The following is a 20,730-nucleotide window of genomic DNA, read 5'->3' on the forward strand; positions in this document are numbered from 1 at the left end:
TCGTACGTCCGAGTGATCGAGGCGGGGCCGGGCGATGGCCGAGAAGGGGTCCAGAAGCTGGTTCAGACCGGTGATCGGGCGGCCGAAAGGCCGTACCGTAGCCCCATGGGCGAGCGAAGCGATCATCCACAGGGGCCGGGCGCGGCGGAGGACTCCGGCGCGCAGGAGATCGAGGCGACGGTGGTGCTGGGCCTGCGGATCACCGACTGGCCGGCGCTGCGCGCCGCCGCGATCAGGGCCGTCGAGGAGCTGGTGTTCGAGGGCATCGACCCGGCCGGCCAGCGCCGTGAGCTGCTGCGCGAGGTCTCCGAGGACGCCAACGCGGCGCTCGGCGCACTGCTGCACCCGGACCGGCTGGTGGCCGCGATCCCCGGCGTCGAGGCGATCGGCGGCACGCTGGAGATCAGCGTCACCGAGGACTTCGCGCCGGACTTCGCCGAGCTGTTCCCGCTGGAGGGCGACGAGGACGAGGACGGCGGCGCCGGCGCGGACTGGACCCTCACCCCGCGCACCGCCTGCCTCCTGCACGCCCAGCTGATCGGCCTGGCCGACGCCGCCTACGACGACTTCGACGAGCACGGTGACGACCCGGTCGTCGACGGCGAGGACGCCGACTGGTCGCTCTACGCCCGCCTGCCCCAGCGCACCTGGCGGCTGCACCGGAACTGGCGCCGCGCCATGGCCCGGGCCTTCGACGACCTGGCCGACGACCTCGCGCTCGGTGAATGGCCGCTGCCGCGCTGTCTGGCCGAGGACATCGGGCTGCGGATGGCCCTGGTGGACGCCCGGGCCCTGCTCGGCGCGCAGCCCGAGTCGGTGGCCGACATGATGGGCGACCTGCCGGCCGACCTGTACGACTACGACTGGGACGGCTGCCACGACGAACTGTTCGGCGTCTACGGACCGGACGACGGCGACCCGGAGCTGGGCGCCGAGCAGCGTACCGAGGTGCTGCTGGCGGCCACGCACCCGGAGGGCTGGTTCCTGACGTACGAGGACGCGGAGGCGCGGGACCCGCAGCGCGGCTACCGGCGCTGACCGGCCGCCGGGCTGGGCCGGTCCGGTTTTCGGGCCGGGTTGGGGTGGTTCGAAAGGCTTTTCGGGCGCCGCGACGGGTGGGCGACTAGGCTGCGGGCATGTCCGATACGTCTGATGTGCGTGCGGGTCCGGCAGGCTGGGACGAGCAGGTGTTCACCCGGATCGCGCTCGGACTGGACGGCGTCCAGGCCGCCCAGCACGGGCGGACGGCCGAGGCGCGGGCCAGCTTCGAGGCGCTCTGGGCGGCGCTCGGCGAGCGGGGCGACGTCTTCCACCGCTGCGTCCTCGCCCACTACCTGGCCGACCTGCAGGACGATCCGCAGGACGAGCTGGCGTGGGACCGGCGGGCGCTGGCCGCCGCAGACTCGCTGACCGCCGAGCGCGCCCAGACTTACGAGTCCGCCCTCCAGGTACGCGCGTTCTACCCCTCACTGCACCTCAACCTGGCCTCGGACCACCTCAAGCTCGGCGAGCCCGACCTCGCGCGCGAGCAGCTGGAACGCGCCGTGCGCAGCCTGGACGCGCTCCCCGAGGACGCCTACAGCGCGAGCATCCGGTCGGCCGTCGACGAACTGCGGCAGCGGCTGCGCTGAGCGGGGGTGTGCCGGGGGCGGGGGTTGGCAGGGGCAGGGGCAGGGGCAGGGGCGTACGGGCCCCGGGCACCGCGTGATCACCGGGGTGGCGGGGCTGGCATGCTGGACGGGTGACTTCTCCGTTCGACACCCCTGCTCCCGCTTCCGCTTCAGCTTCCGATTCCGCTCCGGCGCCCGTTTCCGCTGCCGACGACTCCCCGGCCCCGGCGGACCGTGACGCGCGGCCGCAGTACGTGCTGCCGCTGCTCGTCCGGCTGGAGAAGGCCACGCCGCCCGGGCGGACCGACGCGCTGGAGACCTCGGCCCGGGCGGTGCTCACCCTGCTGTCCGACTCGCGGGTGACCGACGCGGACGGCGAGTGGGCGGAGCGGGTCGAGGCCTGGGAGGACGCCCGGATCCGCAAGGTGGTCCGGCGGGCCCGGGGCGGGGAGTGGCGCCGGGCGGGCGAACTGCCGGGGATCACGGTGAGCGGACGGGAGGCCGAGGTGCGGGTGTTCCCGCCGGTGCCGTTGGACGGCTGGCCGAAGGACCTCGCCAAGCTCCAGGTCTCCGGGACGGACCTGGAGGAGACCGCCGAGGTCGGCGCCCCTGAGCCCGGGTTGCCGGTGCTGTGGCTCAACCCGGAGCTGGAGATGAGCGCGGGCAAGACGATGGCGCAGACCGGCCACGCCGCCCAGCTGGCCTGGTGGCGGCTGGACGAGGCGCAGCGCAAGGAGTGGGCCGAGGCCGGATTCGCGCTCGCGGTGCGGACGGCCCCGGCGGAGACGTGGGAGGCGCTGGTCGCCAGCGGTCTGCCGCTGGTCCGGGACGCGGGCTTCACCGAGATCGCGCCGGGTAGTTGCACGGTGATCGCGGACCACCCGGCGCTGCGGGGGACTGCTGAGGTCTGAGGTCTGACGTCCGGGAGTCGACAGCTGGCGTCTGGCGTCTGGCGTCTGGCGTCTGGCGTCTGGCGTTTGACGGCAGACGGATAACAGCGAACAGCTGGCAGATTTCGAAATCTGTCAGCTGTTCGCTTGGAGCGACACGTTCGCGCGGCATGGCTTTCTATCGCGGCATCCAGCGAGCTCGGCCCTGGCTTGGCTCACCCGCCACTGGGTCGTGACCGGGCATGGCGGCGTCCCGACGGTTTGACGACGGAGAGTACGACGTTGGCGACGTACACCGACAGCGCGACGATCGGGATGATCACCAGGCTGTAGCGGGTGAATCCGAGGTGCATGTCCGCGATGGTGCCGGTGGGGTGTTGGTCCACCAGGTGGGCCGCTTCGTGCAGCCGGGCGGTGAGTTCGAAGATCGAGGCGGCGGTGGCGGCCAGGGTGAGCCAGAACTTGACGGCAACCCAGCGGTACCTGAACAGGCGCCAGGGGGTGCCGAGCGCGAGGAGCAGGCCGGTCAGCAGGGAGAGCAGGCTCAGCGGGAGGACCAGCGCGTCGCCGAGGAGCGGCATCGTCCGGTAGGCGCTGCGCAGGGTCTCCGCGCTGTCCGTCAGCAGCCCTGTCGCGCCGAGTGTGAGCAGGCAGAGCATCAGGCCCAGCCAGCTGATCGAGCTGATGATGTGCACGACCACCGCGCTCTTGCGGGCAGTCGGTGAGAGGCGGAAGTTCTTGGGCTGCCGGGTGCCCGGATGGGGCGTTGCCACGGAGGACGCGGCGGGGGTGGTCATACGGGGTCCTTCGGGAGGCGACGGGGGAGGGGGCCTGTGTCAGGCTCTCGTGGCGAGCGCCGGGGTCGCCGGCCTGCGGCTGCGGCCGGCCACCGGCGTCAGAGCATGATGCGCCCGCCGGCCACGTCGATCGTCTGGCCGGTCAGCCAGGACGACGACTCGGACGCGAGGAAGAGCGCGGCGTGAGCGACATCGGCGGGCACTCCTGCGCGGCCCAGCGGGAACTGCCTGACGATCAGCGGGAGCTTTTCGGCGGGTATGCGCTCCTGCTGGCTCTCCGTCATGATGAGGGACGGAGCGAGGCAGTTGACCCGCACGCCGTGCCGGCCCACCTCCTGTGCGACCTGGCGGGTGAACATCAGCACGCCTGCCTTGGCCGCCGCGTAGGAGGCGGCGGCACCGCCGGGAAGCCGCCCGGCGGTGGACGCCATGGTGATGATCGAACCGCCGCCGCGCTCGATCATGCCGGGCAGGAAGGTCTGCACGGCCAGGAAGGTGGTGGTCAGGTTCAGGTCGACCACCGAGTGCCAGTGCTCCAGGCTCATCTGCTCGATCGGCACCGGGTCGCCGCCTCCGCCGACGAACGCGCAGAGCACTTCGATCGGACCGACGGACTGCTCGGCCTGTGCACGCAGCCGTACGAGGTCGGCGGGATCGGTGCAGTCGGCCGTCATCGCGACCGCCGTTCCGCCTGCCGCGCGGATCTCGCCGACCGTCCGGTCGACGGCGCTCCGGTCGCGGCCGACGACGGCTGCCTTGACACCGCTGGCGGACAGGGCTTTTGCCGTCTCGGCTCCGATGCCCCGGGAACCTCCGGTGACGAGGGCGGCCTTACCCGCGAGATCGGGATAAGTGGGCAGTGGCGTGGTCATCAGTGTGGCTCCGTGGATTCTCGGTTGACGGTGAGTTGGCCGGCGGGCGGCGTGGTCTCGTCAGGCATGGGAGGGGACGGTGGCGTCATCGGCTTCGGCCGGGCGTCGTGCCGGGTTGAGGGCGCCGGCCCAGTGGTCGGCGCGTCGCCCCGGACTGATCCGCCGATGCGGGCACCTGCCGCCCGTGCCGACCCCAGGAATCCTCGTCGCCGCGCCCGCACGCCGTCGTCGCCCGAGCGGCGACCGTCGGGATACTCCTGCTGACGTAGCATCGCGTCCCGGCAGTACGACGCTGGGCGGAGACCGAAGTGCCAGGCTCAGACCAGTTGCTGACACAGAACAAGGACAGTGCTCTCCTGGTGGCCGAGCCCTTGGCGCGACCCACGGCTGAAGCGCCAGGCCCGTGTGAGGGCGGCCGGTGATCCGGTACCTGCGCGGGCGTACGGCCGAAGCCTTCCTCCGGAGGACGCCTCGGCGCGGCCGGTGCGGTGAACTGAACCGCGCCGGACGTGGGCCTTCCAACCGGCGCCCGTCCCTTGCCTGGAGGCTGTCGACCTTGTCGTCCTTCACCTCGCCCCGTCGGTCGTCCGCGGGAGCGCTCAGCGGCATCCTGTACGTGCTCCTCTTCGTGGCCGGCCTCGTCATCAGCGGCATCACCGCGCCCTCCGGGCCGTTCGCCACCCCGTACTCCAGCGACGACGTGGTGCGCAAGTACCTGCTCGCCGATCCGGCGGCGCTGCACCGCTCGCTTCAGGTGGGAGCCCTGTTCCAACTGCTCTCGGCGCTGGCGCTGCTGGCGTTCGTCCCCTGGCTCACAGAGTTCGTGGGCCGCCACGGCACCCCGGTGCGGGCGGGTGTGGTCCGGGCGGCGGGCAGTGCGTCCGGGGTCCTGCTGGTGCTGTCCGCGAGCGCGGGTTGGGTCCTGTCGCTGCTGGGCAACGCCGCGGACCTGCCGGTGTCCCGCGCCCTCATGGACCTCGCCTTCATCACCGGTGCTGCGCCCGCGATCGGCACGCTCGGCGTGGTCCTGTGGCAGGTGTCGCGCACCGCGCTGGTGAGCCGGGCGCTGCCCGCCTGGGTGGCCTGGTCCGGACTGGTCCTGTCCGCCGCGAGCATGTTGTCTCTGCTCTCGTTGGTCGCCGAGCCGGCCACGCTGCTGATCCCGGTCGGACGTTACGTCGGCTTCCTCTGGTTCGTCGCGGTGAGCCTGACGCTGTGGCGTCGGGACGGCGGCACCCCCTCCACGGGCCGGTCGGGTACTACGGTGGGAGTAGCTGCACCCGCACCCGCGAGCTGATGCCCGGGTGTGGCGCGCCGAACTAGCCTTCCGGCATGAACGAGTTACGCCCGTCGTGGAAGCCGCCGTGGAACCGATCCGGCCGGGCGAGCCTGCCCGTGCTCTCGTCGCTGGCCGTCGCCTGCTTCCAAGTGGCGGGCACGGTCGGTGCAGGACAGCGGCAGCCCGACCGCGTCCAGCTCGACGCCCTCGGCTACGTGCTGCTCCTGCTCGGCCCCGCCGCGCTGCTGCTGCGCCGCCGCCACCCGGCGGCGGTCATGGTCGGCACCACAGCGGTCACCATCGGCTACCTGTTCGCCGGGTACCCGTACGGCCCGGTCTTCGTCAGCCTTGGTGTGGCGTTCTTCGTCGCGGTCCAGTGCGGGCAGCGGCGGGCGGCCTGGGCCTGCGGCGGCGCCTTCTACGTCGGTCAGCTGCTGATGAGCTACGCGATTCCGTACGACTGGCTGCGGGCCAAGAGCTGGCAGGCCAACGCCTGGCAGGAGTTGGGCGTCGCGGCGGTGCTGCTGCTCATCGCGACCGGTGCGGAACTGGCCCGGGTCCGCCGCGAGCAGTTCGCCGCCGCCGGAGCCGCCGCGGAGGAGGCACAGCGGCGCCGCGTCGACGAGGAGCGGCTGCGGATGGCCCGCGAGCTGCACGACATCCTGGCGCACAGCATCTCGTTGATCCACGTCCAGGCCGGGGTCGCGCTCGAACTCATCGACACCCGCCCGGAACAGGCCAGAAGCGCCCTGGCGACGATCAAGGCCGCCAGCAAGGAGGCCCTGGGCGAGGTCCGGCAGGTCCTCGGCACGCTGCGCGGACCGGGGGCCGCCGCGCCGCGCACTCCCGCCCCCGGCCTGGACCGGCTGGACGAACTGGTCGACCAGGCCGGCCGGGCAGGCCTGACCGTCAGCGTCCGTTCCGAGGGCATCCCCGGGGAGGCGCTGGCCGCCGTCCAGCGGGCCGCCTTCCGGATCGTCCAGGAAGCCCTGACCAATGTGATCCGCCACTCCGCGGCCCGGACGGCCACCGTGCTGCTCTCCCGGACGGCCGACGGCCTCACCGTGCAGATCGACGACCCGGGCCCGGTGGGCGGCGGCGACGCGGGCGGCTCGGGAGCCGGACTGATCGGGATGCGGGAGCGGGTCGCCACCTTCGGGGGCACCCTGGAGGCGGGCCCGTACGACGCGGGCTTCCGAGTCCGGGCCCGCTTGACGAGAGGTGACTGGTGATCAGGGTGCTGCTGGTGGATGACCAGATGCTGGTCCGGGCCGGGTTCCGGGCGTTGCTCGACGCCCAGCCCGACGTCGAGGTGGTCGGCGAGGCCGGCGACGGCGAGCAAGCCCTGTGCCTCGCCGTCGAGCTGCGCCCCGACGTGGTGCTGATGGACATCCGGATGCCCCGCCTCGACGGTCTGGAGGCCACCCGGCGGATCGGGGCCGACCCGGAGCTCGGCGGGGTGCGGGTGGTCGTACTGACCACCTTCGAGCTCGACGAGTACGTCTTCGAGGCGTTGCGGTCCGGCGCGGCAGGGTTCCTCGTCAAGGACGCCGAGCCGGCCGAACTGCTCCGGGCGGTCCGGGTCGCTGCCGCAGGCGACGCGTTGCTCTCGCCGGGCGTCACCCGGCGCCTGATCGGAGAGTTCGCCGCCCGCTCGAAGGAGCCGCGGGCGGTCGGTCTTGAGATGCTCACCGAACGTGAACGCGAGGTGCTTGCCCTGGTCGGGCTCGGGCTCTCCAACGAGGACATCGCCCGCCGCCTGGTGGTCAGCCCGCTGACCGCCAAGACGCATGTCAGCCGCGCCATGGTCAAGCTCGGCGCCCGCGACCGCGCCCAACTGGTCGTCCTCGCCTACGAATCCGGCCTGGTCCGCCCCGGCTGGCTCGGGTGACGAGTGACAGATAACAGCGAACAGATAACAGCGAACAGATAACAGATTTCGAAATCTGTTATCTGTTCGCTGTTATCTGTCATCTGTTTGTTGTCATCGGTTACCGGCCCGCCGCCCGCCGTCGGGCGCTACTCGCCGGAAGCCTGGTGTCGTCGGATCGCCCGCAGCCCGCCGTAGGCGGCAGCAGCCGTCCAGAGGGCCATGATCAGCAGTCCGGTCCAGTGGCCGTAGTGGATGCCGGCCTCGGTCCGGGTGTGCATCGCGTACAGGCCGGCCCGGTCGGGCAGGAACTGGCCGGCCTCGCGGACGCCGGGGATGGCCGCCAGCCAGGTGGTGCCGAGGAACACCATCGGGCCGAGCAGGCCGAGCGCGGCGCTGAAGTTGCCCAGCATCGTGGTCAGTCCGAGGCAGAGCAGTACCAGCAGCGGGTGGTAGAGCGCGCCGGCCACGAAGCTGCGGGCCAGGCCGGGGGTTGACCAGTCCAGGCCGACGGTGGCGTCGACGGCCAGGAACGAGCCCGCCGTCGACGCCAGCCCGAGCAGCAGGCCCAGCCCGGCGCCGAGCGTGAGCTTGGCGCCGTACAGCCGCGCGCGCCGGGGGACGGCGATGAACGAGGTGCTGATCATGCGGGTGTTGAACTCCTGCCCGATCAGCAGGATCCCGAGGCAGGCCACGGCCACGTGCCCGAAGAGCAGCCCGTAGTAGATCCCGTTGGCCGGGTCCGTGCCGGGGGCCACGGTCTTGGGGTCGGAGGCGGCGCTGACGGCCGCGGTGACCCCGACGGTCAGGAGCAGGGCGACCAGCGGGGCGGCCCACTGGGAGGGCAGGGTGGTGAACTTGATCCGTTCGGCGCGCAGGGCATGGGCCGCGCTCATTGTCATCTTCCCTTCGTTCGTGGTCACTTGGCGCGCCGCAGGGCGAGCAGGCCGCCGTAGGCCGCGGCGCAGGCCCACAGGGCCATGATCAGCAGTCCGGTCCAGTGCCCGTACGAGACCTGCGGGTCGTCGGCGTAGTGCAGTGCGTACTGGCCGGCCCGGTCGGGCAGGAACTGGGCCACCTGCCGCACCCCGGCCACGCCGCCGAGCAGCGGCGAGAGCAGGAAGACGACCGGTACCAGCAGTCCCATGGCGGCGGTGAGGTTGCCGAGCAGCGCGGTCGCTCCGAGGCAGAACACCACCAGCAGCACCGGGTAGAGCACGCCGGCGGTGGCGCTGCGGACGAAGGCGGGGCCGTCCCAGTCGCCGGGGACGGTGGCCGCGTACCCGGCGAAGGCGCCCGCCGTGCCTGCCGCGCCGACGCCGAGGCCGACCAGTGCGCCGAGCGTCAGCTTGGCGCCGTACAGCCGTCCGCGCCGGGGGACGGCGGTGAGCGAGACGTCGATCATGCGGGTGTTGAACTCCTGGCCGATCAGCAGGACCGCGAAGCAGACCAGCGCGGCCTGGCCGAAGTTGAGCCCGTAGAAGACGCCCGCGCCGGGGTCGTCGGTGAGGTTGTGCTCCGAGCCGCCGAGGGCCGCACCGATGGCCGTGGTGGTGCCCACGGTGAGCGCGAAGGCGAGCAGCGGGGTGATCCAGAGCGAGTGGAGCGTGGTGAGCTTGATCCGTTCGGCGTTGAAGGCGCACAGGTGGTGCCGGAGGGTTGAGCCGGGGTTCATGCGGTGGCCTCGGCGCGGTACTCGACGCTGTCGGCGGTCATCCGCATGAACGCCTCCTCCAACGAGTCCTGTTGGACCGCGATCTCGTACAGGACCACGCCGTGTGCGGCGGCGAGCGCGGCGATCTGCTCGGGTTCGGCGCCGGTCACCTCCCAGGCGCCGTCGTCGGCCTCGGTCGCGGTGAGGTTGCCGGCGGCGTCCGACTGCTGGAGCAGGTCGCCGCCGAACAGGGCGGCGAGCTTGGCCGAGTTGACGGCCCGGACGCGGATCCTGGTCCGGCCGTGCTGGTCGATGAACTCGGCGGTGGCGGCGTCCGCGAGCAGCCGGCCACGGCCGATGACCACCAAGTGGTCGGCGGTGAGCGCCATTTCGGTCATCAGGTGGGACGACACCAGCACCGACCTGCCCTCGGCGGCCAGTTCGCGCAACAGGGTGCGGATCCAGCGGATGCCCTCCGGGTCGAGACCGTTGACCGGTTCGTCCAGCAGTAGCACCGGCGGGTCGCCGAGCAGCGCGGCGGCCACCCCGAGGCGCTGGCGCATGCCGAGGGAGAAGCCGCGGATCCGCCGTCCGGCGGCGTCCGTCAGACCGACCTGGGCGAGCACCTCGTCCACCCGGCGCGGCGCCAGGCCGTTGCTCGCCGCGAGCCAGCGCAGGTGGCCGGCGGCGGTGCGGCCGCCGTGCAGGGCATGGGCGTCCAGCAGGGCGCCCACCTGCCGTAGCGGCTGGGCGAGTTCGGCGTACCGGCGGCCGCCGACCAGGGCGCTTCCGGCGGTGGGGCGGTCCAGGCCGAGGATCAGGCGCATGGTGGTGCTCTTACCGGCGCCGTTCGGGCCGAGGAAGCCCGTCACCAGGCCGGGCCGGACCGCGAAGGACAGGTCGTCGACGACGCGCCGACCGTCGTACTCCTTGGTGAGGCCCTGGATCTCGATCACGGCCGCGCTCCCCTCTCGGTGCTCCGGTGCCGGGTCGTCCGGCTGGTGGTCACATTCGACCGGAGCGGGCCGTACCGGCGGATCCCGCCGGGGTCGGGAGCCGTCTCCCTCCCAGGAGGGAGACGGCGGCAGGCTCGCGGGGGAGCCAGGGCCGGCCGCTGAGCTGGCAGGATGGTGGAATGCCCAGGATCCTCGCGCCGCTGCTGGCCGGCGCCACGTACGCGCGCCTGCTGCACCTGTTGGTCGGGTGGATCTTTGCGGGCGTCATCCTGATGATCTACCCGGGGACGTACCACAAGAGCCTGGGCGAGATCGTGGTCGCGAGCGCCGCGGTGGACGTCGCCCTGGTCGCCCTGGTCGCCCTCGTCCCCGCGACGCGGCGCGCCGAGGGGGTGCAGGCGCGGTTGCTGCTGCTGCCCGACCGCGAGGAGGACATCGCCGCCGAGTCCTCCCGTACCTGGGCGGACCGGCGGCGCACCGCCGGCTGGCTGATCGGGCGGGTCGTGCTCGGCTCGGTGGTCGGGTTCGCGACGGCCTTCGGCCTCACCAGCGGCTACGACCTGCTAACCGGACCGGACTCGTTCTGGTACCTCCCGCTCGCTCCGGTGCTGGTGCTCGGCTACGGCTGGCTGGTGGTGTCCGCCGGGCGCCTCCAACTCGCCATGGCTGTAAGGCTGCTGGGTCCTTCTACGGCGGAGCGGCTGGCGGAGGCGGAGCTGCGGGCCGAACGGCTGCTGGAACGCAACAGGTTGGCCCGCGAGCTGCACGATTCCATCGGCCACGCACTGACGGTGACGGTCCTTCAGGCGGGTGCCGCGCGGGAGGTCGGGGACCAGGTGTTCACCGCCAAGGCGCTCGAAGTCATCGAGGAGACCGGCCGCCGGGCCATGGAGGACCTCGAACGCACCCTCGTCCTGCTCCGCGAGACGCCGGAGGGCGCGGCCGGCAGCGGAACGGCCACCGAACAGCCCGGCGTCGACCAGCTGCCCGTACTCTTCGACACCGCCCGGTCGGCCGGGAGCCCGGTCGAGGCGCGGATCGAGGTGTCGGCGGGGGCGTTGCCCGGGGTGCTCTCCCGCGAGTCCTACCGGATCGTCCAGGAGGGTGTCACCAACGCGCTCAAGTACGCGCCCGGCGAGCCGGTCAGCGTCCGGATCGCCGTTCAGGGCGGGCAGTTGGAGCTGCGCTGCGCCAATCGCCCGGCGGTCGGCGGAGCCCCGGCGCGCCTGGCGGGCGGCGCGGCGGGCAAGGGCGGCAAGGGGCTGCGCGGCATCCGGGAACGCGCCACGCTGCTCGGCGGGGAGGCCACCGCCGGGGTGTCGGGCGACGGGGGCGGGGAGTGGGTGCTCGCCGTCCGGCTGCCCCTACGCTTGGGCTCGTGACGAACGATCCTGTGGGCGATGGACCGGCGAGGGGCGCCGCCGGGATGATCGACATCCTGCTCGCCGACGACGAGGAACTGGTCCGGGCCGGGATGCGGGCCGTCCTGGAGGCGCAGGGGGACCTGCGGGTGGTCGGTGAGGCCGCCGACGGCGCCGACGCGGTGGCGCTGGCCCGCGCGCTGCGCCCGCACGTCGTCCTGATGGACGTCCGGATGCCGGTGCTGGACGGCCTGGCGGCGACCCGCGAGCTCCTGCGCCCCGGCGCGCCGGGGGAGCAGCCGCCGAAGATCCTGGTCGTCACCACCTTCGAGAACGACGACTACGTCTACCAGGCGCTGCGCGCGGGCGCCGACGGCTTCCTGCTGAAGCGCTCCCGGGCGGCCGAGATCGCGCACGCGGTACGGCTGGTGGCGGCGGGCGAGTCACTGCTGTTCCCGGCCACGATCCGCCGCCTCGCGGCTGGCCACGGCAATCCCGCCGCCCGCGCGACCATGGACCGGGCGGCGCTGACCGAGCGCGAGGCGCAGGTGCTGCGGCTGGTCGCGCGCGGCCTCAGCAACGGGGAGATCGCCGAGTTGCTGTTCCTCGGCGTGCAGACGGTGAAGACCCACGTCAGCAGTGTGCTGGCGAAGCTCGGGGCGCGGGACCGCACCCAGGCGGTGATCGCCGCGTACGAGTCGGGCTTCGTCGAGCCGTCGGAGTAGCGCACAGCGCGGCGGGCAGGAGTGGCGCACCGGGCCGGAGCGGCGCGCCGGCCTGAGCGGCGCAGCGGGCAGGAGCTCGGCGGGGACGCGGGCGGCCCGGCGCGGTGGCGGGGTCAGGCCGGGTAGGCGTGGGTCTGGGTGGCCTTGACGGAGGCCCAGACCTCGGATCCGGGCGCCAGCCCCAGCTCGGCGACGGCGGCCGGGGTGAGGTCGGCGGCCATCGGCAGTTCGCCCGCGAGGTCGGCGCGCACCTGGTCGCCGTGCAGGTCCAGGCCGGTGACCTCGGCCTTCCACACGTTGCGCGCGCTGGACTGGGGCCGTTCGCGGTGCAGGGTCACGGCGGACGGCGGGAAGGCGACGAAGGCCGGGCCGGACAGCTCCTCGGTGGTGGCCAGGACCGTGCCGGCCGTGAGCGTGACCTGGTGGCCCTCGGCCACGCCCTGGTACAGGTTCAGTCCGACCAGGCGCGCGATGTAGTCGGTGCGCGGCCGCCGGGCGACCTCCGCCGGGCTGCCGGTCTGCACCTCGTGCCCGCCCTCGATCACCACCAGCCGGTCGGCGAGCACCATCGCGTCCAGCGGGTCGTGCGTCACCAGCACCGCAACGGCCTCGAACTCGGCCAGGTGGCGCCGCAGTTGGGCGCGTACGTCGAGCCGGGTGCGGGCGTCCAGGGCGGCCAGTGGCTCGTCCAGCAGCAGCAGCCGGGGGCGGACGGCCAGCGCCCGGGCCAGCGCCACCCGCTGGGCCTGGCCGCCGGAGAGGCTGCCGGGGCGTACGGAGGCGTGGTCGGCCAGGCCCATCCGCTCCAGCCAGCCGGCCGCCTCGGCCCGGGCGGCACGCTTGGGGCGGCCCTGGCAGCGCGGGCCGAAGGCGACGTTGTCGAGCGCGCTGAGGTGCGGGAAGAGCAGGTAGTCCTGGAACACCACGCCGACGGGACGTTCCTCGGCGGGGGTGTGCACGCGCTGCCCGGGCTCCTCCAACAGGCGTCCGTCCAGGCGCAGGTGGCCGCCGGTGAGCGGGAGCAGCCCGGCGAGGGCGCGCAGGGCGGTGGACTTGCCGGCGCCGTTCGGGCCGAGCAGCGCGACCACCTCGCCGGGGGCGGCGGTGAGGGCGAGGTCGAGGGTGAACGCGGCGCGCTCCACCCGCAGCCGGGCGTCGAGGGCGGGTGCAAGCGCAGCCGCGGCGGTGGGAGTAGCAGGGGCAGCAGGGGCAGCAGGGTCGGTGGGGTCGGTCGGGGAGGTGCTCATCGGGGCGGCGTCCAGGGGGTCGTGGCAGCGGTGGCCGGGTTCCGGCCCGGGGCTCGCAGGGCCGTCACGGGGTCGACATCCAGCGGTCGCGCAGGCCGACCAGGACCGCGACGGAGACCACCAGCAGGACCAGCGACAGCGCGATCGCCGCCTCGGGGTCCGATTCCATGGCGAGGTAGACGGCCAGCGGCATGGTCTGGGTGCGGCCCGGGAAGTTGCCCGCGAAGGTGATCGTGGCGCCGAACTCGCCGAGCGCCCGGGCCCAGGCGAGGACCGCCCCGGCGGCGACCCCCGGGGCGATCAGCGGCAGGGTCACCCGGCGGAACGCCGTCAGCCGGGAGGCGCCCAGGGTCGCGGCCGCCTCCTCGTAGCGGGGGTCGGCGGCGCGCAGCGCGCCCTCCACGCTGATCACCAGGAACGGCATCGCCACGAACGCCTCGGCGATGACCACCCCGGTCGTGGTGAACGGCAGCGTGATGCCGAAGGCCGAGTCCAGCCAGGAACCGACGATGCCGCGCCGCCCGAGGACCAGCAGCAGTGCCACGCCGCCGACCACCGGCGGCAGCACCAGCGGCAGGGTGACCAGGGCCCGGATCACCCGCCGGCCCGGCAGTTCGGTGCGGGCGAGCAGCCAGGCCAGCGGGACGCCGAGGACCAGCGAGACCGCCGTGGCCGCCGTCGCGCAGATCAGCGACAGGCGCAGGGCGTCCCAGACGGCGGCGCTGGTGAGCTGCTCGGACAGGCCGCTCCAGGGCGCCCGGACGAGCAGGCCGACCAGCGGCAGGATCAGGAACGCCAGTCCGAGCAGCGCCGGGAGCAGCAGCGTGACCGGGACGCGGTGGGTGCGCCGGCGCCGGCGTAGCAGGGCTTTCGCTGTTCCTGCCACGCCGGGCCCGGTGTCGGTGGTGCGTTCGGTGGTGCGCCCGGTGTTGCTGGTGCGCTTGGTGGTGCGGTCGCTCACGGCGCCTGGAAGCCCGCCGCGGTGAGCACCTGCTTGGCCTCGGGCGACTGGATGTACGCGACGAAGGCGGCGGCGCCGTCCTTGTTCGGGGCCTTGGCCAGGGCGGCGATCGGGTAGTCGTTCACGGCCTTGTCGGCCTCGGGGAAGTCCACGCTGTCGATCTTCCCGGCATCCGCCTTCACGTCGGTCTTGTACACGAGCGAGGCGTCGACCTCGCCGAGCTCGACCTTGGTCAGCGCGCCCTTGACGTCCTGCTCCAGGGTGACCGGGGTGAGGTTGACGTTGGCGGCCTTGAGCGCGGTCAGGGCGGCGGCGCCGCACGGCACCTCCTTTGCGCACAGCGCGACCTTCACGCCGGAGGCGGTGAGGTCGTTCAGGCCCGCGACGTGCTTGGGGTTGCCCTTGGGCACGGCGATGGTGAGCGTGTTCTTGACGAAGGTCTTCGGGTCGCCGCTCGCGCCGCCCGCGTCGGTCACGGTCTTCATGGTGGCCGGACTGGCAGCGGCGAACACGTCCGCCGGGGCGCCGGAGTTGATGCTGGTGGCGAGGCTGGAGCTGCCGCCGAAGTTGAACTTGACCTTGGCGCCCGGGTTCGCGGCCTCGAACTTCTTACCGAGGTCGGTGAACGTCTCCTTGAGCGAGGCGGCGGCGAAGACGGTGATGTCGCCGGTGGCCTTCGGGACGCTGCCGCCACCGGCCGCCGACGAGGCCGAGGAACCCGCCGTCGAAGCGGGCGAGGAGCCGCCGGACTTGCCACCGCCGTCGCTGCCGCAGGCGGTGGCCCCGAGGCTGAGGACGAGGGCCGCCGCGGCGGCGACGGCGAGTCTGCGGGTGGTCGTACGGGTGCTCATCGGGGCTTCCCCTCCAGGGCTCGCGCCGGAAGGGGCGCGGGGTGAGGCCGCAGGTGCGGCCATTACGGTGATCATAGTGCCGCAAATGCGAGTGATAAGTCCTCTGTCGCTTCGCACAGGCGGGGTGTGGCGGGGGTCTCCGCCCGGCTGTGTGAAGGCTCAAACGTGCAGGGACGGCGCCGGGGCGGAGTGCTGCGGGGGTCGGCGTGACGGCCGGTGTGAGGGGCCGCGCGAGGGGCCGAGTGAGGGTCGACGTGAGCATGGCGCCGGGGAAATTGCGTCGCGCAGGGGGCGGTCGGGCGGACAGAGTGGGGGCGATTCGTACAGCAGTCCGCACAGCAGTCCGTACACACCGCCCGGGTCGAACGGCCCAGGAGGGGAGGAGGGGTCCGTCCATGTCCACGTTGCGCGTCACCGTCGAGAAGCTGGTCGTCCTGGAACACCCGAACGCCGACGCCCTGGAGCTCGCGCAGGTCGGCCTCTATCGGGCGGTGGTCGCCAAGGGCAGGTACCGGACCGGCGACTACGCCGTCTACATCCCCGAACAGTCGGTCCTCCCGGCGGAGTTGATCGAGGAGCTGGGCCTGACGGGCAAGCTGGCCGGCAGCAAGTCCGACCGGGTGAGGGCCGTCCGGCTGCGCGGTGAGCTGTCCCAGGGCATCGTCTGCCTGCCGACCGCGCTCGCCGGCACCGACCTGGCGGACGCCGCCGGGCGCGGCGAGGACTTCGCCGAGCTGCTCGGAGTCGTCAAGTGGCAGCCCCCGGTGCCGACCTCCATGAACGGCGACGTGCTGAGCGCGCCCGACCTGCTGCCCTGGGTGGACATCGAGAACCTCAAGCGCTACCCCGACGTCTTCGAGCCCGGCGAGCCCGTGGTGTTGACCGAGAAGCTGCACGGCAGTTGCTGCCTGATGACGTACACCGCCGCCGCCGGCGAGGTCCAGGTGTCGTCCAAGGGCATCGGGGCGCAGGGGCTCTCACTGGTCGAGGACGAGCGCAACCTGTACTGGCGGGCCGTGCGCGCGTACGACCTCCCCGCCGTGGCGGCCCGACTGGCCGAGCGGCTCGGCGCCGAGCGGGTCGGTGTCTTCGGCGAGGTCTTCGGGGCCGGTGTGCAGGACCTGACGTACGGCGCCTCCGGCCGTGCCGAACTGCCCGGCTATGCCGTGTTCGACGTGTCGGCCTTGGTGGACGGGCAGCTGAGGTGGTACTCCGCCGCCGAACTGCTCGACGGCGAACTACCGGTGGTGCCCGAACTGTGGCGCGGGCCGTTCGACCCGGAGACGGTGCTGGCCTTCGCCCAGGGCAAGGAGACCGTCTCGGGGCGTGAACTCCACCTGCGCGAAGGCGTGGTGGTCCGGCCGGTGACGGAGCGCTGGAGCCTGGTGGTCGGCGGACGGGCGATCGCCAAGGTGGTCGGTGACGCCTACCTGACGCGCAAGGGCGGCACCGAGTACGAGTGATCCCCGCCCCGCCCCGTCGCGCCCTCCCGTGCGCTCCCGCGCTCTTTCGCTTCTTCGCGCGCGCCTTCGCGCCTTCCGTTACTGATGATTCGTCAGTTACGTTGATGGGTCGCCTGTGGAGAATGGAGTGCCGATGACCACCGCCACCGCCCTCATCCCCGGGCCGGCCGGAAACCCCCTGGTCGGGTCGCTGTTCGATCTCACCCGCCGCCCGCTGCGCACCTACCTCGCCGCCCACCGCGACCACGGGGACGTGGTCCGGTTCCGGGTCGGGCCGCCCGGGCTGCGGGTCGAGTTCTACGGGGTGTTCTCCCCGGAGGGCGTCCAGCAGGTGCTTGGCAGCGAGGCCGCCAACTTCCGCAAGGAGAACGCCTTCTACGACGAGCTGCGAAGCAGCGTCGGCAACGGACTGCTGACCAGCCAGGACGGCGACTACCAGCGCCAGCGCCGGCTGGTCCAGCCGCTGTTCACCCGCCGCCGGGTGGACGGCTACGCGGGCGCCGTCGCCCAGGAGGCGCGGGCACTCACCGAGCGGTGGAACGCGACCCCGATCCCGGTCGGGGTCGGGGTCGTGGACGCGGCGGAGGAGATGTCCCGGTTCGCGCTGCGCGCCGTCGCCCGAATCCTGTTCGGTGCGGACGTCGAGGAGGCGGTGGCGGTGGTGGACCGCAGCTTCCCGGTGCTCGGTGAGTACGTCTGGGACCGGGGCTTCGCGGCGATTCGCATCCCGCGCACCTGGCCGACCCCCTCGAACCGGCGCGGCGCCGAGGCCCAGCGCGCCCTGTACGCGGTCTGCGACCGGATCATCGCCGAGCGGGCCGCGCGCGGCGACCTGGACGAGGACGCGGACGACCTGCTCACACTGCTCGGACGGGCCCGCGGCGAGGACGGGGAGCAACTCGACCCGGCCGAACTCCGGGACCAGGTGCTGGTGTTCCTGCTCGCCGGGCACGAGACCACGGCCACCTCGCTGGCCTTCACGCTGCACCTGCTGGCCACGCACCCCGAGCAGCGCAAGCTCGCCCAGCAGGAGGCGGAGACCGTGCTGGCCGGCCGGGAGCCGACCGCGGCGGACCTGGAGTCGCTGCCGTACATCACCCGGGTGCTGAAGGAGTCGATGCGGCTCTACCCGGCGGCGGCCCTGGTCGGGCGGCGGGCGGTCGCCGAGACGGTCATCGACGGGTACGTGATCCCGGCGGGTGCCCAGATCGTCGTCTCGCCGCTGGTCACCCACCGGCACCCGGCGCACTGGCCGGACCCAGAACGCTTCGACCCCGACCGCTTCCTGCCCGAACAGGAGAAGGAGCGGCACCGCTACGCCTGGTACCCGTTCGGCGGCGGTCCGCGGGCGTGCATCGGGCAGCACTTCGCGATGCTGGAATCGGTGCTGAGCCTGGGCGTGCTGCTGCGGGACTTCGAGATGGAGGCGGTGGACGAGCGGGTGGCGCTCGCCCAGGGCATCACGCTCCGCGCGGCGAGCCCGATGCGGATCCGGGTGACGGCGCGGGGAGCCGCGGGGCTCGCCGGGTAACGGCTGACAGGCTGCAGCGTTCAGATTTCAGCGGACAGATAACAGAAGATGAAATCTGTTATCTGTTATCTGTCATCTGTTCGCCGCTTCTCCGGGCGTGCGACCGGCCGGCACCCACCGGGGTGTGGGCGCGCAGCGGGGGTGCCGCCCCGGCGGGACGGCGCCCCCGATCGGTCCTGCCGGTGCCTCAGCCCCGGCTCTGGAACACGATCTTGGTCCAGCTGGAGCCCGGGCAGTTGCCCCAGACGTCCCAGGCCTGGGATCGGGCGCCGATCCACAGGCCGGTGGTGCTCGTGCCGTTGGCGCAGTAGGTGATGGTGCGCAGCTCGCCCGAGTAGACGTTGCAGTAGCCCACCCAGCGCCACCCGTAGTCTGCGGTGATGACGCAGTGGTAGGAGGCGGCGGCCACCTCGGGCGAGGCCCCGATGGCGCCGGCGGTGATGGTCTGGTCGGCGGCGGCGACGGTGGGCGCGGCGGCGGCGGCGGGCAGGGCGGTGGTGCCGAGCACGCCGAGGGCGGCTGCGGCGGCCATCCCGAACGTGGCGATCTTCCTGGCGAAGCGACCTCGCATGGCAGTTTCTCCTCGCTCAACGGTACAGATCGGGCGGTGCGTCCCCGGCCGTCCGGATCCACGGGGTGGGTGAATTCCGCCTTCCCGTCCGGCTGATGACGTATTGCGCACGAATGACTGCGGACAGTGAGACGACGACCTATGATGTGACCTGTGTCACAGGCCTTTTCGATGGGTCGTGACCTGCCCAACTGGGCTTTCGGAGTGCCGATTTCCGGGGAGGGCGGCATGGCGGAATGCGACGGTCGGTGTGGCGGCGGACGCGGGAGCGGAGGCGGGAAGGACTTCGGTCCGAGGCCCGCCGATCGTCAATCGGCCGATTTCAACCGGGTGTTCACGGAAATGCTGCCGAGGCTCCACCGGGCGGCCGCGTCGCTCACCGGCGGGCTCGCCGCCGGGGACGTGGTGCATGACGCGTATCTGCGGATCGCCCGCAGGCCGGAGCGGTTCCTGAGCCATCCGCAGCCCTACGCCTACGTGTTCACCACGATGGCGAACATCCTGCGCGACCAGTGGCGCCGGGAGCGGCGGAGGGTCGTGTCGCCCGATCCGTCCGAGACGGCCGAGCGGGAGCGGGGCCAGCCGCCGGTCGAGTCGCCGTCGGGCGGGATGGTCGAGCTGCAGGCGCGCTGGGAGGTGCTCCGGCTGCTGGGCTGCCTGACCTCGAAGCAGGCCCGGGTGGTGGTGCTGGTGGATCTCGACGGTTACACCGTCGACGAGGCCGCCGAGCTGCTGGGCCTGCATCGCAGCACGCTGGCCGTCACCCGTCGCCGCGCTCACGGGAAGCTGCGCGCCGTCCTCGCGCGGGAGCGGGAACATGAGCGGGAGGGTGAGCGGGGCGATCGGCCGGGGCCTGCCCCCGCAGCGGCGCCCGGCGCGGGGTTCGATGCGGGGTTCGATGCGGGGTCCGATGCGGGGCCCGGCGCAGGCCCTGGGGCGGCTCCCGAAGCGGCTCCCGACGCACCGAGCTGACGCTAAGTCAGCTGATGCGCCACCCCGGCCCGTACGCTGAAAATCGTGATCACGTACGAGGACCACCGCCTCCGTGCCCTGGCTGACGACGGCCGCTGGCCCGAACTGCTGACCGCCTACCGGCAGGGCAGGGCGGCAGCCGTGGAGCGCGCCGGGGAGGAGCCCGCGGCGGCGCTGACCGCGCCGCTCGGCCACCTGATCGCCTACTCGGCGCCGCCGGAGCTGTCCGTCCGGCTGTTCGACCGGGACGGCGGCCCGGGGACGGTCGCCGGGGTCGCCGACCATGACGCCGGTCCGCTCTGGGAGGTGCTGGCGACTCGGCATTCCTGGCTGCGGCTGGCTCCGCTGCTCGTCCCGGCCCCGGTGCGCCGACTGGTCGCGCAGACCAGGGTGCTGCTCGGCGAGGACCTCTCGTACGGGGCCGAACCCGACCCGGAGGGCATGCCGCTGCTGCTGGCGCCCTGGGAGACGGCCGGATGGGACGAGGGGGCTCGGGTGCGCCAGTACCTGCCCTGCGGGGGCGCGCGCAGTGCGCTGCTGACCCTGCCGGCCAGCCGGGAGGGTCTGGGCGAGGTGGTGCTGCCCGCGCCGGGCGTACGGCTGGGCGGGCAGCGGGCGACCCGGGCGCTGGCCGCGCTGGCGGACTGGGCGGAGGTGGTCTGCGTCCGGGGCCCGGCGCCGCAGGCGGCCGCCCAACTGGCCCGTAGTTCCCGGGTCACCGGCGGGTACCTGCCGTTCGCGCTGGTCTACCCGGCGCTGGTGCAGGCCGCAGTCGTGGACCGCGGGCGGGGCTCGGCGCACGGACGGCTGGCGCTCTGGCGGGCGCTGGTCGCGATGGCCGGCGCGGAGGGTACGGACGGGCCGGACCGGGCGGAGGTCGACGCGCTGGTGGCCCGGATGCGCTGCTTCATCTGGCACGAGCCGGCCGCCGGGCTGCGCCATCTGCACGTCGCGCTGGAGGACCCGGCCTGTGGCCTGGCCTGGGCGGTGAGCGGCTCCGAGGACCTGTGAGGACCTGGGAGGGCCTGCGAGACTCCGTCAGGATCTGCGAGGTGAGGCCTGAGAGGACCCGTGAGGACCGGTGAGGGCCTGTGGCGAAGGCCCGCCGGACATGCGGAAC

General features: G+C 73.0%; 21 protein-coding genes. 12 read left to right on the forward strand and 9 right to left on the reverse strand.

Annotated elements, in window-relative coordinates; genetic code table 11:
- Positions 1-105: 105 nt before the first annotated feature.
- From AB0R04_RS01140 to AB0R04_RS01150, 3 genes are all read left to right on the forward strand, one after another.
- Positions 106-1,038: a hypothetical protein gene (locus AB0R04_RS01140; protein ID WP_363366980.1), complete on the forward strand. Its 933-nt coding sequence runs from the start codon at positions 106-108 to the stop codon at positions 1,036-1,038.
- Positions 1,039-1,136: 98 nt separating this feature from the next.
- On the forward strand, positions 1,137-1,631 hold the full coding sequence (locus tag AB0R04_RS01145; RefSeq protein ID WP_363366982.1) for a hypothetical protein: 495 nt from the start codon (positions 1,137-1,139) through the stop codon (positions 1,629-1,631).
- Between the two features lie 233 nt (positions 1,632-1,864).
- Entirely contained in the window at positions 1,865-2,521 is a 657-nt protein-coding gene (locus AB0R04_RS01150; protein ID WP_363367335.1) for an aminoacyl-tRNA hydrolase, read from the forward strand.
- A 194-nt stretch (positions 2,522-2,715) separates the two neighbouring features.
- On the opposite strand, the gene AB0R04_RS01155 is transcribed toward AB0R04_RS01150, so the two are convergent.
- Both AB0R04_RS01155 and AB0R04_RS01160 read right to left on the reverse strand, forming a co-directional pair.
- Complete coding sequence (locus AB0R04_RS01155; protein ID WP_363366984.1) at positions 2,716-3,297, reverse strand: DUF2269 domain-containing protein; 582 nt, start codon at positions 3,295-3,297, stop codon at positions 2,716-2,718.
- 98 nt (positions 3,298-3,395) lie between these two features.
- Positions 3,396-4,169 carry an SDR family NAD(P)-dependent oxidoreductase gene (locus AB0R04_RS01160; RefSeq protein ID WP_363366985.1) on the reverse strand — a complete coding sequence of 258 codons (774 nt, stop codon included), beginning with the start codon at positions 4,167-4,169 and terminating at the stop codon, positions 3,396-3,398.
- Between the two features lie 556 nt (positions 4,170-4,725).
- Between AB0R04_RS01160 and AB0R04_RS01165 the strand changes: the two genes are divergently transcribed.
- Genes AB0R04_RS01165 through AB0R04_RS01175 form a run of 3 tightly spaced genes read left to right on the forward strand, consistent with a single transcriptional unit; the run spans position 4,726 to position 7,339 of the window.
- On the forward strand, positions 4,726-5,466 hold the full coding sequence (locus AB0R04_RS01165) for a hypothetical protein (protein WP_363366986.1): 741 nt from the start codon (positions 4,726-4,728) through the stop codon (positions 5,464-5,466).
- Between the two features lie 35 nt (positions 5,467-5,501).
- On the forward strand, positions 5,502-6,680 hold the full coding sequence (locus tag AB0R04_RS01170) for a sensor histidine kinase (RefSeq protein ID WP_363366988.1): 1,179 nt from the start codon (positions 5,502-5,504) through the stop codon (positions 6,678-6,680).
- A complete protein-coding gene (locus AB0R04_RS01175; RefSeq protein WP_363366990.1) occupies positions 6,677-7,339 on the forward strand; it encodes a response regulator transcription factor in 663 nt (220 codons plus the stop codon). Before AB0R04_RS01170 ends, AB0R04_RS01175 begins: the two co-directional genes overlap by 4 nt.
- A 128-nt stretch (positions 7,340-7,467) precedes the next feature.
- Here AB0R04_RS01175 and AB0R04_RS01180 read toward each other — a convergent pair whose 3' ends face one another.
- From AB0R04_RS01180 to AB0R04_RS01190, 3 genes are read right to left on the reverse strand one after another with little or no spacing between them, the layout of a single operon-like run.
- The gene (locus tag AB0R04_RS01180) at positions 7,468-8,214 is read right to left on the reverse strand and encodes a hypothetical protein (RefSeq protein WP_363366992.1); all 747 of its coding nucleotides are present in this window, start codon (positions 8,212-8,214) and stop codon (positions 7,468-7,470) included.
- A gap of 23 nt (positions 8,215-8,237) precedes the next feature.
- Positions 8,238-8,993 carry a hypothetical protein gene (locus tag AB0R04_RS01185; protein WP_363366994.1) on the reverse strand — a complete coding sequence of 252 codons (756 nt, stop codon included), beginning with the start codon at positions 8,991-8,993 and terminating at the stop codon, positions 8,238-8,240.
- Positions 8,990-9,928 carry an ATP-binding cassette domain-containing protein gene (locus tag AB0R04_RS01190; RefSeq protein WP_363366996.1) on the reverse strand — a complete coding sequence of 313 codons (939 nt, stop codon included), beginning with the start codon at positions 9,926-9,928 and terminating at the stop codon, positions 8,990-8,992. The genes AB0R04_RS01185 and AB0R04_RS01190 overlap by 4 nt, the downstream gene beginning before the upstream one ends.
- 179 nt (positions 9,929-10,107) lie before the next feature.
- Between AB0R04_RS01190 and AB0R04_RS01195 the strand changes: the two genes are divergently transcribed.
- Complete coding sequence (locus tag AB0R04_RS01195; protein ID WP_363366998.1) at positions 10,108-11,310, forward strand: histidine kinase; 1,203 nt, start codon at positions 10,108-10,110, stop codon at positions 11,308-11,310.
- A gap of 44 nt (positions 11,311-11,354) precedes the next feature.
- Complete coding sequence (locus AB0R04_RS01200) at positions 11,355-12,014, forward strand: response regulator transcription factor (protein WP_063349931.1); 660 nt, start codon at positions 11,355-11,357, stop codon at positions 12,012-12,014.
- A 113-nt stretch (positions 12,015-12,127) separates the two neighbouring features.
- On the opposite strand, the gene AB0R04_RS01205 is transcribed toward AB0R04_RS01200, so the two are convergent.
- The 3 genes from AB0R04_RS01205 to modA all read right to left on the reverse strand — a co-directional run bounded on the left by AB0R04_RS01205 (position 12,128) and on the right by modA (position 15,073).
- Positions 12,128-13,261 (reverse strand): ABC transporter ATP-binding protein, encoded by a 1,134-nt coding sequence (locus AB0R04_RS01205; protein ID WP_363367000.1) that lies wholly within the window; start codon positions 13,259-13,261, stop codon positions 12,128-12,130.
- 64 nt (positions 13,262-13,325) lie between these two features.
- Positions 13,326-14,147, reverse strand: coding sequence for an ABC transporter permease (locus tag AB0R04_RS01210; protein ID WP_363367338.1), 822 nt, complete (start codon positions 14,145-14,147; stop codon positions 13,326-13,328).
- 71 nt (positions 14,148-14,218) lie between these two features.
- Complete coding sequence (gene modA / locus AB0R04_RS01215; RefSeq protein WP_063349932.1) at positions 14,219-15,073, reverse strand: molybdate ABC transporter substrate-binding protein; 855 nt, start codon at positions 15,071-15,073, stop codon at positions 14,219-14,221.
- Positions 15,074-15,468: 395 nt separating this feature from the next.
- On the opposite strand from modA, the gene AB0R04_RS01220 reads away from it, so the two are divergent.
- A complete protein-coding gene (locus AB0R04_RS01220) occupies positions 15,469-16,536 on the forward strand; it encodes an RNA ligase (ATP) (RefSeq protein ID WP_363367002.1) in 1,068 nt (355 codons plus the stop codon).
- 133 nt (positions 16,537-16,669) lie between these two features.
- Positions 16,670-18,067 carry a cytochrome P450 gene (locus AB0R04_RS01225; RefSeq protein WP_363367004.1) on the forward strand — a complete coding sequence of 466 codons (1,398 nt, stop codon included), beginning with the start codon at positions 16,670-16,672 and terminating at the stop codon, positions 18,065-18,067.
- A gap of 187 nt (positions 18,068-18,254) precedes the next feature.
- Here the strand turns inward: AB0R04_RS01225 and AB0R04_RS01230 are convergent, their stop codons facing one another.
- Entirely contained in the window at positions 18,255-18,638 is a 384-nt protein-coding gene (locus tag AB0R04_RS01230) for a hypothetical protein (protein WP_363367006.1), read from the reverse strand.
- Between the two features lie 153 nt (positions 18,639-18,791).
- Here AB0R04_RS01230 and AB0R04_RS01235 point away from each other — a divergent pair, with 153 nt between their 5' ends.
- Complete coding sequence (locus AB0R04_RS01235) at positions 18,792-19,610, forward strand: RNA polymerase sigma factor (protein WP_363367008.1); 819 nt, start codon at positions 18,792-18,794, stop codon at positions 19,608-19,610.
- Between the two features lie 45 nt (positions 19,611-19,655).
- Positions 19,656-20,621 carry a hypothetical protein gene (locus tag AB0R04_RS01240; protein ID WP_063349937.1) on the forward strand — a complete coding sequence of 322 codons (966 nt, stop codon included), beginning with the start codon at positions 19,656-19,658 and terminating at the stop codon, positions 20,619-20,621.
- Positions 20,622-20,730: the final 109 nt, after the last annotated feature.

This window comes from Kitasatospora sp. NPDC056731, assembly GCF_040687675.1.
In the GTDB taxonomy this organism is placed as follows: domain Bacteria; phylum Actinomycetota; class Actinomycetes; order Streptomycetales; family Streptomycetaceae; genus Kitasatospora.

What these genes read in the sequence shown, in the direction of transcription:
- AB0R04_RS01205 (WP_363367000.1), bottom strand. Translation starts at nt 13,261, where the DNA reads ATGAGCACCTCCCCGACCGACCCCACCGACCCTGCTGCCCCTGCTGCC.
- AB0R04_RS01180 (WP_363366992.1), bottom strand. Translation starts at nt 8,214, where the DNA reads ATGAGCGCGGCCCATGCCCTGCGCGCCGAACGGATCAAGTTCACCACC.
- AB0R04_RS01195 (WP_363366998.1), top strand. Translation starts at nt 10,108, where the DNA reads ATGCCCAGGATCCTCGCGCCGCTGCTGGCCGGCGCCACGTACGCGCGC.
- AB0R04_RS01230 (WP_363367006.1), bottom strand. Translation starts at nt 18,638, where the DNA reads ATGCGAGGTCGCTTCGCCAGGAAGATCGCCACGTTCGGGATGGCCGCC.
- AB0R04_RS01220 (WP_363367002.1), top strand. Translation starts at nt 15,469, where the DNA reads ATGTCCACGTTGCGCGTCACCGTCGAGAAGCTGGTCGTCCTGGAACAC.
- AB0R04_RS01170 (WP_363366988.1), top strand. Translation starts at nt 5,502, where the DNA reads ATGAACGAGTTACGCCCGTCGTGGAAGCCGCCGTGGAACCGATCCGGC.
- AB0R04_RS01155 (WP_363366984.1), bottom strand. Translation starts at nt 3,297, where the DNA reads ATGACCACCCCCGCCGCGTCCTCCGTGGCAACGCCCCATCCGGGCACC.
- AB0R04_RS01140 (WP_363366980.1), top strand. Translation starts at nt 106, where the DNA reads ATGGGCGAGCGAAGCGATCATCCACAGGGGCCGGGCGCGGCGGAGGAC.
- AB0R04_RS01145 (WP_363366982.1), top strand. Translation starts at nt 1,137, where the DNA reads ATGTCCGATACGTCTGATGTGCGTGCGGGTCCGGCAGGCTGGGACGAG.
- AB0R04_RS01185 (WP_363366994.1), bottom strand. Translation starts at nt 8,993, where the DNA reads ATGAACCCCGGCTCAACCCTCCGGCACCACCTGTGCGCCTTCAACGCC.
- AB0R04_RS01160 (WP_363366985.1), bottom strand. Translation starts at nt 4,169, where the DNA reads ATGACCACGCCACTGCCCACTTATCCCGATCTCGCGGGTAAGGCCGCC.
- modA (WP_063349932.1), bottom strand. Translation starts at nt 15,073, where the DNA reads ATGAGCACCCGTACGACCACCCGCAGACTCGCCGTCGCCGCCGCGGCG.
- AB0R04_RS01200 (WP_063349931.1), top strand. Translation starts at nt 11,355, where the DNA reads ATGATCGACATCCTGCTCGCCGACGACGAGGAACTGGTCCGGGCCGGG.
- AB0R04_RS01225 (WP_363367004.1), top strand. Translation starts at nt 16,670, where the DNA reads ATGACCACCGCCACCGCCCTCATCCCCGGGCCGGCCGGAAACCCCCTG.